The sequence below is a fragment of the Streptomyces diastaticus subsp. diastaticus genome (assembly GCF_011170125.1).
GTDB classification, from domain to species: Bacteria; Actinomycetota; Actinomycetes; order Streptomycetales; family Streptomycetaceae; genus Streptomyces; species Streptomyces diastaticus.
In genome coordinates, this window is sequence record NZ_BLLN01000005.1 from 85676 (window position 1) to 98196 (window position 12521).

Below are 12521 nucleotides of genomic sequence, written 5' to 3' on the forward strand. Positions count from 1 at the left end.
GCCGGCGGTGGCCGGGCCCCGGTGGTTCAGGGTTGTGGAACGAGGTTCCACGTCTGGATCGCGGTGGAACCGGCCGGCTGCTGGGAGATCAGCCCTCCGTCGGATCGGGACGCCAAGGTCAGCAGAAGTCCGCTGGACCTGGCGGTCAGGGTGTAGCCGCCGTCCTTCCACCTGGCGGCCCAGCGCTGGTTCGCCGCCCCGCTGCACGGCCACTGGGTGACGGCAGCCCCCGCCTGCGTGGAGTTGTCGCGGACGTCCGCGCACAGACCCGAGTGCACGTTCCGCAGCGTGTGGGTGCCGTCCGCGTTGCGGGTGACCGTCCACTTCTGGTTGTCGCCGCCATGCCACTTCCAGCCGTTCAGCTGGGTGCCCCGCACGGTGGAGTTGGCGGGCACGTCGACGGCCTGGCCGCTCGCGGAGATCTGATACACCCCGTTCGCCGGCCCCTCAGGAGCGGTGCAGGCCGTCGTCGCCTGGTGGGCGCCGCGGTCGGGAACGCAACCGGCCGTGACCGGGTTGCCGAAGTAGTCGCGGCCGCCGGGCGATGCCACGGCCCGGCCGTTGGCGAGCGCGGACGAGCCGGCCTGGAGCCGGTAACCGTCCGCGTCGGCGCGCGAGGTCGCGGTGCCCGGTGCGGCGAGCTTCGGATCGCCGGTCACCTTGTTCGGGTCGGCCGGCTCACCGGCCGGGTGGCTGCCGTGGAAGACGTTCGAGTCGAAGCCCAGGCTGCCCGCATCGACGTAGGAGGCCTCGGACGTGGCCACGTGGAAGATGTTGTTGCTGAAGACCGCGCTCGCGGCACCCGAGCCGTTGGCGTTGTTGATGATGTCCACCGGACGGGAGAGGTAGAAGGTGTTGTTGTAGATCTGCGTGTTGCTGGTCTTCGCGCAGACGATGTCGAAGAGTTGTCCGCCGTCGTTCTGGCTGATGTTGTAGCGCACGATGTTGTCGGCGGTGGTCGAGCCGGAGCCGTTGCACAGGAGGATGAAGCCGCCCTCGTTGTCGTGGCTGTAGTTGTACTGGTAGACGGTGCCGATGTTGGCCTCGTCGATGTCCAGGCCCTGGCCGTCGCACTCGCTCCTGCCGCCGCTGACCTCGTTGTACTGGTACAGGGCGCGGTCGGTGTTCCAGCCCCAGATGCCGGCCGCGCAGTGGGCCGGCTCCCGCTCGCGGAAGCCGTCGACCCTGTTGTGCTCGACGAGCGCGCCCTCGGTGTGGTGCGGAACGATCGCGTCGCCGCCGATGTCGGTCACGGTGTTGCCGCGGACGACGACCCGGGTCTGCGGTGTCCAGGGCCCGCAGGCCGTACCGCAGTTGGGGTTGTTGAGTTCCGGCCGCAGCATCCAGCGTGTCCAGAAGTGGATGCCGTAGCGGTCGACGGTCCGCACCGTGTTGTTCTCGACCACCACGTCGTCGAACCGGGTCGGTGTCGTCTGGCCGAGGACCTCGAAGAAGATGCCCGCGCTGGCGTCGTCGTCCTTCTTGGTCTGGTTGCCGTTCACGTCGTGCACGTCCAGCCCGCGGAGCCGGTAGTACGTTCCGGTTCCCGAGTCGGTGCGGGTGATGTGGACGCCGCGCCTGGTCGCCGCGGTGTCCCCCTTGTTGGAGATGTCGAGGTCGGCGATCTCCCAGTGCTCCTGGTCCGCGAGCCGGACCACGTCCGTCACCTGGCCGGCACCCGCCAGCTTCGGCTTGGCGCCGCTGCCGTAGGCGCCGATCCGGATCGGGCTCCCGGGAGACCCCGAGCCCTTGGGGAAGAGCTGCTGTCCGGTGCAGGTGGAACCGCGTTTGAGGAGGATCGCGTCACCGGGCTGGAAGGTCCGGGCGTTGACCGTCGCCAGAGTGTTCCAGGGTTTGGCCTGGCTGCCGTCGCCGCCGGCGGCGGCACCGCAGTCCACGTGGAAGGACTGGGCCCGCGCCGACGCGTGGCCGGCGGGCGCGAACCCCACCGAGGTGAGGGGGAGGGACAGGACGGACAGGAGCAGAGTCAGTCTCCGTAGACGCACGGTTTCTCCCTGCGAGGTCGTCGGACGGAACCGGGAGGTGCGATGTGCTCGTTCAAGCTGGTAGAACTCGTCAGAAGACGTCTGATGTCTTGACCACCAGGACGGTAGGAGAGGTGTGAGAGCACCGTCAAGAGTGCGCGCACCGCACCACGGGTCCTGGCCGTCCTCCCCGGAGGGCGGGACCGCCGGCTGGCCGGCCCCGCCCGCCGCCGCGCGAACGGGCCTCCGCGGCACGGGCCCGCGCACCGCCAGGGCTCGACGGGCACGGGGCGTACCGCAGCCCACCCGCACCGCCCCTGTTGGCATCGACGGTGCCGTCTGCCATAGTTCCGGGTCGTGCTTCACGGGAGGGTCCGGCCTTGCCCCGACGTGGCGTGTCCGGTCCCTCCCCGCTCGCGGCACGCGCGGCCGCGGAGCGGAAACCGCAGGTCGAGCGATGGGGCAAACATGACAGCGACGGCATCCGGGACGCCTCACAGCGCGGAGGGCCGGGGCGAGACCCCGGGGGAAGGGGCCGCCGACGGCCGGACGGCCGAGGGGCCTCTGCCGGCCGTCGGACCGATCCTGGTGGAGGGGGCCGCGCCGGGTCCGCTCCTGGCCCACCCGCACGGGCGGCTGCTGCGGGCCGGGCGCCCGCACCGGATCCTGTCGGGGTCCTTGCACTACTTCCGCGTCCACCCGGACCAGTGGGCCGACCGCTTGGAGCGGGTCGCGGCCATGGGCCTGAACACGGTGGACACGTACGTCCCGTGGAACTTCCACGAACCGCGCCCGGGCCGCCGCCGGTTCACCGGGGGGCACGACGTCGAACGCTTCCTGCTCACGGCCCAGGAAACCGGTCTGGACGTCGTCGTGCGGCCCGGTCCCTACATCTGCGCCGAGTGGGACAACGGAGGGCTGCCCGTCTGGCTGACCGGCCGTCCGGGCATGCGTCTCCGTTCCTCCCACCCGCCGTACCTGGCGGAGGTCGAGCGCTGGTTCGACGAGCTGATCCCGCGGATCGCGGGCCTCCAGGCGGGCCGGGGCGGTCCGGTGGTCGCCGTGCAGATCGAGAACGAGTACGGCAGTTACGGTGACGACCACGCCTACGTCCGGTGGGTGCGGGACGCCCTTGTCGCACGAGGCATCACCGAACTGCTCTACACGGCCGACGGCCCCACCGAACTGATGCAGGACGGCGGGAGCCTGCCCGGCCACCTGGCAGCCGCCACGTTCGGCTCCCACGCGGGGGAGGCGGCCGCACTGCTGCGGTCGCGCCGCCGCGACGAGCCCTTCCTGTGCGCCGAGTTCTGGAACGGCTGGTTCGACCACTGGGGCGAGAAACACCACGTCCGGTCGGCCGGGAGCGCCGTCGCCACCCTCTCCGACATCCTCGGCGCCGACGGCTCGGTCAGCCTCTACATGGCACACGGCGGCACGAACTTCGGGCTGTGGTCCGGCGCCAACCACGACGGCACGACCTTCCAGCCGACCGTGACCAGCTACGACTCCGACGCTCCGATCACCGAGCACGGGGCGCTCACCGAGAAGTTCCACGCCTTCCGGGACCTGCTGCACACGGCCGCCGGAGTTCCGCGACGCCCGCTGCCGGCCGATCCGCCGCTGCTGTCCCCCCGCACCCTCCCCGTCACCCGCGAGGCCGGCCTGCTCGCGGCGCTCCGCGCGGTCTCCGCGCCGGTCGCCTCCCCCCACCCGCTGAGCTTCGAGGAACTGGGCCAGGCCTCGGGGCTGCTCCTCCACCGCGCCACGCCGTACCTGCCGGCGGGCAGCCACCGGCTCACCGTCCACCAACTGCGCGACCGTGCCCAGGTTCTCCTCGACGGCGTCCCCCTCGGCGTCCTGGACCGGGAGAACGCCTCCCTCGACCTGCCGGGCCGCGGCGAACGGGCCGTCCTGGAACTGCTGGTGGAGAATCTGGGGCGGGTGAACTACGGACCCCGGCTCGGGGAGCACAAGGGCATCCTCGGCGGAGTCACGGTCGGCCCACGGCTGGTGCACGGCTGGACGATGCGTCCGCTGCCGCTCGACACCTGGACCGAGGAGGACCTGGCACGGGCGGCGTCGGCCGCGCTGCCGGAGGGGACCGCCGGGTTCGCGACGGCACGGTTCACGGTCACCGAGCCGGCCGACGCGTTCCTCGCCTTCCCCGGCTTCGCCAAGACCTTCGTGTGGCTCAACGGCACCCTTCTCGGCCGCCACTGGGAGGTCGGACCCCAGCGCACGCTCTACCTGCCCGCCCCTCTGCTGGTACCGGGCGAGAACACCCTCACCCTGCTGGAACTCGAACGACTGGGTGACCGGGTGGATGTCCTCGACCGGCCCGACCTCGGCCCGACCGAGGAGTACGTCGAGACTTTCTGAGCGCGGGAGACGGTAGGACGGCAGCACACCCCACGCCCGCCGCCTGTGCCCGGGCCGCGGGCCGGAGCCGGAAGGGGCGTCGGCCTCGCCCCGGGCCGGGCGGCCCGTACCGCTTCTGAACCGTTCGCGCGAGGTGGCCTCCCCCGCCGATGCCACCGGGATGTCGCCGAGCACGCTGTCCCGACGGGAACGAGGCCCAGGGGCAGGCGCCCTCCGGGAGGGCCGCGCAGGTCACGGCCCCGCCTCGCCGCGGCCACCGCGTTCCCGGCCGGGACCCGTGGCCGTCAGGAGGACGGACAGACCGCGGCCGGTCTCGACGGTGGCCGTACGGGTCAAGGGGACGCGACCGCGCACTGATGGCCTGGAAAGGCCGTGGCTTACGTGGCGGCCCGGCCGGGATGCGGCGAGGCCAAGGTGCGGCGCGCGGTGAACTACGCGATCCGTGGCGGTCTCGCCGCCTACAAGCGGCCCGCCCGTCTGGAGTCCCGCGACGAGCTCCCGACCACGTCGACCGGCAAACTGGCCGCCTGCGAGCTGCGGAAGGCATCGGCGCAGCAGCGACCTGGAACATCACGGGCACCGCCGCCGTCGCCAACCTCTGTGCCGGCCCCGAGGAGGTATTCGCCGCGTTGTGCGCGGGCCAGGAGAGCCGCGGGCCTGCGAGCGTTCGACCCCGACCGGTACAGGGCCGGCCTGGCCTACGAGATGGACGACCGGCCCGAGGGCGGTGGTGATATCCCGCGGCGCCCACCGGCCGGCTTTCCACCGTGGTCCGTCAGGCAGTCGCCGACGCGGGCCTGGGTGAGGACCTGTCCAAGGTACCGGTGCTGCTGGGGACCACCATGCGCGAGCAGCGCGGCATCGAACTGCGGTGGCGTGACGATGCGGACGCCGCCCTCGAGCACCTGCACTTCGGCACCGCCCTGAACGCGGCCTTCGGGGCGTCCACCACGTACACCTTCGCCAACGCCTCCCTCCGCCACGTTGTACGCGCTCGGCATGGCCACCGGCATGACCGGACTCGGCCTGGCCGACACAGTCGTCGTCGCCGGCACCGACGCCGCAACCGAGAGCGGCTTCGGCACGCCCGACCGGGTGCAGAACGACATCCCCGAGGCGCTGCGCCCCTTCGACGCCACGCACAAGGGGATGCTGATGGGTGAGGGCACGGCGGCCGTCGTCGTCCAGCGCGCCGGCACCGGGAACGGCCCCGTGCGCGCCCGGGTGCGCGGTGTGGGCACGAACTGCGACGCCCGCCACGCCACCGCGCCCGGCCTCGACGGCATCACCCGGGTGGTCCAGGACGCCTACCGCAGAGCAGGGGCACGGGCGCAGGACATCGACCCGGTGATACTGCACGGCAGCGGCACCCCCTCAACGACGCGACGGAGGCGAGCGTCCCGCGCCGCGTCTTCGACGGCGCCGGGCCCGGTCCGCGGATGACCGCCGTCGAGGCGGTGACCGGCCACACCCTGGGCGGCTCGGGAGTGTTCAGCCTCCTTATGGCGGTGCTCACCGGAGCCCGGAACCGAGCTGGTCGGCAAATGCCGATCGCGACGCGAGAAACCGGGCATAACACCATGTTCTGCGCGGAGGGATTGATTCCACGGAATCCGGTTGACCCTGAACCGTGCGACCTATTAGTCTCTCGGCCATTGCACGGGAAGTTGTCGGTACGAAAAGGCGACACGGGGGGCCCGGTTTGTTGACTTACTTTTTCGCCTGGGAATAGTTGCGCGTAGACCTGACTTGAGGTACGCGCCCTCAGGCCGACCGTCCCGCGGAATCCCGGGCGGACTTCACTGATCACCGATCTTCCATCCACATCGCGACGTCTCGCACTGTCATGCCATCACTCATGCCGTGAATGATGGCGTGTTTCGCCGTGCCGAGGTCTCGTCGCGATTGCTTTCATGCACACAATCACCGAGCTCAGAGCGAGATTTCGAGGGTCATCTGTGTCTAAACGCGTCCTGGTGGTACAACCGGCGTTCTCCGCGAACGCCTACGTCGCCCATGCCCATTCTCTCGGCTGGGAGATCTTAGTCGCCTCCCACGAAAGCGACGGCCGCGTAGTCGCCGACGCCGTGCGTTCTCTGGCCACAGAGATCCTCACCGTGGACACCAACGACAACGCCGCCCTCGAGGCCGCGGTCGAAGCATCTCACCAGCAGGACCCCATCCACGCCGTGGTCGCCGGCGGCGAGTACTACGTCCCGGCCGCCGCGCTGCTGTCCGCCCGGCTCGGCCTGTCCGGCCTGGCCCCCGCCGCCGTCGACCTGGTCCGGCACAAGGCGAGAATGCGTGAGGCGGTCGCCGCCTCCGGCTTGGAGCAGCCGAAGTTCACCGTCGTCCGCGACGCCGCGGAGATCGACGCCGCCTGTGCGCACGTGGGCCTGCCCGCCGTCGTCAAGCCGGTCGACTCCGGCGGCAGCGTGCACGTCTCCCGCGTCGACACCCCGGACGAGGCCCGCGCCGCACTCGCGGCGATCCACGCCGAGGAGGGCTTCGAGTTCGACCGGGCGCTGACCACCGACGCCATCGTCGAACAGTACGTACCCGGCACGGAGTACAGCGCCGACGGCTACGTGCACGACGGCGAAGTGGTTGTCGTCGCCGTGACGCGCAAGCTCCTCGGGCCCGAGCCCCGCTTCCTGGAGCTCGGCCACCTCACCCCGGCCCCGCTCGACGAGCCCACCCGCTCCGCGCTGGCCGCTTACGCCACCGATGTCGTCAAGGCGGTGCGCATCACGACCGGCCCGTTCCACTGCGAGCTGCGGCTCAGCGACGGCCGCCCGGTGCTCATGGAGGTGGCGGCGCGCCTGCCCGGCGACAAGATCACCGAGCTCATGGAGATGGCCACCGGCCTGGTGCTGCCCGGGCGGGTCCTCGCGGATCTCACCGGCTCCGACCCCGTGCGTGCGAAAGCCCACAAGGAGACGTTCGCCAAGGCCGCCGGAATCCGCTTCCTGACGGCCGGCGGAACGGGTTCGTACGCGCGACTCGAAGGCTGGGAAGAACTCTCGGCGGAACCATGGGTGGTGGCGAACCCGGTCCTTATCGCGCCGGGTGCGCCCATCAAGACCACCGAAGCGGATTACAGCTGCCGCATTGCCGCTGTCGTTTTCACGGCGGATTCCCCCGAAGAGGCCCACGAACGGTGGACCGAAATCGGTGAGCGCGTACGCGTGATCGGCGCCTGACGCACACCCTCCGCTCGAAATCCGCGATCGGCGCTGAATAACGAAAGGGAGATCCCCTCATGGACGCTCTGCGCTTTCACTGGTGCTCGCCGCCCGACACGGGCCAGGCCACGCCCACGGACACCTACAAGATCGGCGCGCTCGACATGGGCGAAGTCACCGACTTCGTCCAGGAAGCCGAAGAACTCGGTGTCGACAGCCTGCTGTTCGGAATTTCCAACTACCTGCCCGACCCGCTCCCGGTGCTCGGTGCGCTCTCGCAGGTGACGGACCGCGTGAAATTCATGCTCGCGTACCGTCCCGGCCTCATGTCACCGACCCTCTTCGCCCAGGTCGTCAACACCCTGGCGTGGATGTCGGACCGACGCATCTCCCTCAACATCGTCTCCGGCATCTCCCCCGCGGAGCAGGCCGGGTACGGCGACTTCCTCAGCCACGACGAGCGGTACGCCCGCTGCGGCGAATTCCTGGAGATCATCCGCGGTCTCTGGGAGGACAAGCAGCCCATGAGCTACGACGGCAAGCACTACACCCTCGAGGACGCGTCGCTGGGTCTCGGTCACAAGGGCGGCGGCCGCCCGGAGATCTACATCAGCGGCGCCTCCGCCGTGGCGCAGCAGACCGCGCTCGCCTCGGGCGACTGCTGGCTGCGGTACGGGGACACCCCCGAGGGGATCGCGAAGGCGAGCAAGCCCGTCCTCGACGGCGGCACCCGGGTCGGCACCCGTATGCACGTCCTGGCCCGCCCCACCCGCGAGGAGGCGGTGGCGGAGCTGGCGCGCCTCATGCGCAACCCGGACGAGGACCACGAGGCGTGGATCCGCAAGTGGGTCGACACGACCGACTCGGAGGCCGTGAAGTCCTCGTACCGTCTCGCCGACGGCGCGAAGGACGAGTGGCTCTCCCCCTTCATCTGGACCGGCGCTGTCGCCTACCGCGGCGGTCCGGCGCTCTGCATCGTCGGCAGCTATGAGGAAGTGGCCACCTACGTCCACAGCTACAAGGCCGCGGGCGTCAGTGAGTTCATCTTCTCCGGCTGGCCGACGCGGGACGAGATGCGGAACTTCTTCACCCATGTGGTCCCGCTGATCCGCCGCCTCGAAGAGCAGGAGCCGACCGCGTGAGCGCGCCCGAGGAACGCGAGCTGCTACTCGTCGGCGTCGGCTTCATGGGACGTCCGTACGCGGCGGCCGCCAAGCGGCTGGGCCTGCGGGTCCGCGCCATCGAGGCGCACGACTGGGCCGGGGCCATCGAGCACCTGGTCGACGCCGTCGAGCCGAGCCAGGGCCGGTACGGCGCGCTGGACGAGCTGTGGGCGGAGACCGTGCACGCGGCCGTGGAGAAGAGCCTACCGACCGGCATCTTCGGGTTCACCGAGTCGCACGTCCTGGGCGCGGCCATGGCCCAGGACCGCTTCGGACTGCCCGGCCCCTCCCTCCAGGCGGCCGTGATTTCGCGGAACAAGGCGCTCCAGCGCGGGCGGTTCCGCGTCCAGGGGATCGGCCAGCCCGAGTACCGCCTCACCGACGACCTGGCGGCCGCGGCCGAGTGGGCCGCCGCCCGCCTGCCGGTGATCGTGAAGCCCCTCTCGTCGGCCGGCAGCGACGGCGTCGAGCTGGTGGCCGACACCGAGTCGTTCGAGCGGGCCGCGGTGCGGCGCGCCGCCGAGCGGCCGCTGCTGGTGGAGAAGGCGCTCGACGGACCGGAGTACAGCTGGGAGGCCCTGGTCCGGGACGGCGAGGTCTGGTTCTCCAACCTGACCGCCAAGGAGACGACGGGCCCGCCCCACTTCGTCGAGGTCACACACCGTACGGTGCCGCCCCTGTCGGAGCCGGACGCCCAGCGGGTCGCCGCACTGGGCCGGGAGGTCCTCGCGGCCATCGGTATGCGCACCGGGATCGTCCACCTGGAGTTCCGGCTGACGCGGTCGGGGCCGGCGGTGATGGAGGTGGCGGTCCGCACGCCCGGCGACTACCTCATGGAGCTGTGCTCCCTGACGTACGGGATCGACTGGTTCGAGATGGTGGTGCGGCTCACCACCGGGATGGAGCTGCCCCCGGCGCCCCAGAGCCCGGTGCGGTATGCGGCCAGCCATTTCGTGATCTCCGATCCGGGCCAGGTCGTCGCCGTCGACGGGCTGGAGGAGGTCCTCGGCCATCCCGCGGTCGAGGACGCCGCGTTCAAGGTGGCGGTGGGCGACATCGTCCCGAGGACGTCCTCCTCCTTGCAGCGGACCGGGTACGCGGTGCTCGCCGCGGACTCGCCCGAGGAGCGGGAGGAAGCCATCGCGTTCGTCCGCCGGACGCTGTCGGTCAAGACGGTTCCCGTGGCGTCGGAGGAGTGAGCATGCACATCGTTGTCGTCAACCGCTGGCCCAGGTTCCATGACGGCCGCCGCTGGGACTTCTCCCTCGGCCGTTTCGAGGAACTCATCGACCACGACCGGCACCGCGTCAGCTACGTGGTCGATCCGGTCGGCGCCACCGGCGTCCTCGCGGACCCCGCCAAGATCGCGAGCCTCGTCCAGATCGGCGATGTCAACGACTTCGCGGCGCTCCGCGACGCCGTCCGGCAGGTCGCGGAGGAGGTCGGCCCCGTCGACCGGCTCGTGGCCGTCTCGGAGTTCACGCTCGGCATCGCGGCGGAGGTCCGCGAGGCCCTGGACATCCCCGGGCCGCGCCCCGCCGACGTGGCGGTCTACCGCGACAAGCTGCGGATGAAGGAAATGGTCGCCGAGGCCGGCGTCCGCGTACCGCGCTTCGCCTCGTGCGCGGACCGCGGCGCCGCGGTGGAGTTCGCCCGGTCGACCGGGTTCCCCCTGATCCTCAAGCCGGTGGGCGGCGCGGCGAGCATCGGTATCCACCGGGTCGAGGACGAGGCCGCGCTCACCGTCCTGCTGGATCAGGTCGACACCGCCGACCACGAACTCGAGGAGTTCATCGACGGGGCCATCTACCACGTGGACGGATTCGCGGACCAGGACGCCCGGATCCCCTTCATGGCGGTCTCCCGCTACATCAACGACTGCCTGTCCTTCGAGGCCGCCGGGGAACCGCTCGGTTCGGTCGTCGTGCAGGCGTCCCCGCTGCGGGAGCGGGTGGAGGAGTTCGCGCGGCGGTGCGTGTCGGCGCTCGGCATGACCTCCATGCCCTTCCATCTGGAACTCTTCCTCACCCCCGGCGGAGAGCTGGTCTTCCTGGAGGTCGCCGGTCGTATCGGCGGCGCCGAGGTGCCGTACCTCACGGAGAAGCTCTTCGGGATCAACCTCTTCCGTGCCTGGCTGGACGCCGTCTGCGAGGGCGGGGCCACGCTCCCGCCTCAGGTGGGCGACCCGTCGGGCGGCTGGCTCATCATCCCGAAGCCGGGCGGGCTGCCGGCCCGAGTGAGGAGTGTGACCTCGCTGCGCGAGGAGTTCGGCACGATCTGGCGCGAGCTGGTTCCGGCCGTCGGCGACGTCATGGAGCCCGGCGGCAGCTACGACGCCGTGCACAGCGGTCGGTTCATCCTCGTCGGCGACGAGGAGACCGTGGAGGAGGACATCCGGAAGATCATCGCCGGATTCCACCTCGAGACCGCCCCGGTGCGGCAGTGACACGGCTCGCGCCGGGCCGCGGCCGGGCGAGCGAAAGGGAGCGACCAAGCTGATGTCCACCCGACCACGGCTGCACCGAAGACTCTTCGGCTGCGGTGTCCTTTTAGGGATCGTCGCCGAGCAGATGATGCTCTTCGCGGTGCCGCTGCTCATCTTCCAGGACACCGAAGAAGTCTCGGCCCTCGGATTCGCCTACGCGATCGAGTGGCTGCCGGCGCTGCTGGCGTACCCGTTCGCCGGCCTCCTCGCCGACCGGGACGGCGGTGCGCGGCTCTTCCGCTTCGTCACCGCCGGCCGGGGCGTCGTCCTCATCGGCGCGCTGATCGGCTGCCTGGCGGCGCCCTCCCTGCTGACGCCGATCCTGATGACCTCGGGCGCGCTGCTCTCCCTGTTGATGGCGCCGGTGCGGATGTCCGTCGAGAAGGTGGTGCCGCAGCTGGCCAAGGACACGGAGCTGGCGAAGATCCAGGGCCTGGTACAGAGCATGGAGGTCTCGGCGATGGCCGTGGGCCCCGCTCTGGCCATGCTGGGCGTTGCCTTCCTCGACAAGATCTGGCTCCTGGGCGGTGCCGCTCTCGTCTTCCTCGCCGCCGCCGCCTGCTGGCTGCCGCTGCCGCGCGGGCTGCGCACCCCCAGCACCGGCAAGGCGCGCGAGACCTTCGCCGAGCTGCGGCTGGGCTGGTCGATCCTCAGACACACGAAGCCGCTGGTCCTGTTGGCCTCGCTCAACTTCTCGATCAACCTGGTCTTCTCGACGGTGCTCAGCGCCAACGCCGCACTGGTCACCGGGGTGTTCAAGGCCCCCGAGTCGACGTTCGCCCTGCTCAACATCTGTGTCGGGGTCCTGGGGATCGTCAATCTCCTGTTGATTCCCTTCACTCTCAAATTCGTGGGTGTCCGCACCCTCGGAATATTCGGCCTCTCCCTGCTCTGCGTCTGCCTGATATCCATCGGCTGGGCCACGTCCATGCTGCTCTACGGCGCGGCATTCGTCGCGGCCATGCTCGGCGTGACCTACTTCAATGTTTTCAACCGGACTCAGCGAATCAGGGTCCTGCCGCAGGAGCATCTGGGTAAGGTGATGGGACCGTTCTATCTGCTCAATATGCTGGCCCTGCCCCTGGCCGGCCTTCTCGTCGCCGGCTTCGGCTCCAGTCTCGGCCCGCAGCGACTCGTCGCCATTCTGGCGATATCGCTCACCGTATTCGGCGCGATCATGCTGCCCCTGACGATTCGCGCCTTCAGTCGTGCGTTCGCCGCGCAGGAGAAGACTCTCGTGGGCGCGAACGCGGAATAGTGACGGCATTTCATGAAAACGGTCCATCCAGCATCGATTCAGCAGCTGCTCCGAGGAGGAACG

Annotated in this window: 8 protein-coding genes; 7 read left to right on the plus strand and 1 reads right to left on the minus strand. The window is 70.4% G+C overall.

Going from position 1 to position 12521, the window contains the following annotated elements:
• Positions 1-26: 26 nt before the first annotated feature.
• Positions 27-2006 (minus strand): RICIN domain-containing protein, encoded by a 1980-nt coding sequence (locus Sdia_RS18225; RefSeq protein WP_189500287.1) that lies wholly within the window; start codon positions 2004-2006, stop codon positions 27-29.
• 447 nt (positions 2007-2453) lie between these two features.
• On the opposite strand from Sdia_RS18225, the gene Sdia_RS18230 reads away from it, so the two are divergent.
• The 7 genes from Sdia_RS18230 (at position 2454) to Sdia_RS18260 (ending at position 12458) form a co-directional block, all read left to right on the plus strand.
• Positions 2454-4367 carry a glycoside hydrolase family 35 protein gene (locus Sdia_RS18230; protein WP_164379952.1) on the plus strand — a complete coding sequence of 638 codons (1914 nt, stop codon included), beginning with the start codon at positions 2454-2456 and terminating at the stop codon, positions 4365-4367.
• A 999-nt stretch (positions 4368-5366) separates the two neighbouring features.
• Positions 5367-5810 (plus strand): beta-ketoacyl synthase N-terminal-like domain-containing protein, encoded by a 444-nt coding sequence (locus Sdia_RS30260; RefSeq protein WP_229831369.1) that lies wholly within the window; start codon positions 5367-5369, stop codon positions 5808-5810.
• Positions 5811-6343: 533 nt separating this feature from the next.
• Positions 6344-7570 carry an ATP-grasp domain-containing protein gene (locus Sdia_RS18240; RefSeq protein WP_164379953.1) on the plus strand — a complete coding sequence of 409 codons (1227 nt, stop codon included), beginning with the start codon at positions 6344-6346 and terminating at the stop codon, positions 7568-7570.
• Between the two features lie 59 nt (positions 7571-7629).
• On the plus strand, positions 7630-8694 hold the full coding sequence (locus Sdia_RS18245) for an LLM class flavin-dependent oxidoreductase (RefSeq protein ID WP_164379954.1): 1065 nt from the start codon (positions 7630-7632) through the stop codon (positions 8692-8694).
• Positions 8691-9914 carry an ATP-grasp domain-containing protein gene (locus tag Sdia_RS18250; RefSeq protein WP_189500285.1) on the plus strand — a complete coding sequence of 408 codons (1224 nt, stop codon included), beginning with the start codon at positions 8691-8693 and terminating at the stop codon, positions 9912-9914. Before Sdia_RS18245 ends, Sdia_RS18250 begins: the two co-directional genes overlap by 4 nt.
• A gap of 2 nt (positions 9915-9916) precedes the next feature.
• Positions 9917-11161, plus strand: coding sequence for an ATP-grasp domain-containing protein (locus Sdia_RS18255; RefSeq protein WP_189500284.1), 1245 nt, complete (start codon positions 9917-9919; stop codon positions 11159-11161).
• A 52-nt stretch (positions 11162-11213) separates the two neighbouring features.
• Positions 11214-12458 (plus strand): MFS transporter, encoded by a 1245-nt coding sequence (locus tag Sdia_RS18260; RefSeq protein WP_164379957.1) that lies wholly within the window; start codon positions 11214-11216, stop codon positions 12456-12458.
• Positions 12459-12521: the final 63 nt, after the last annotated feature.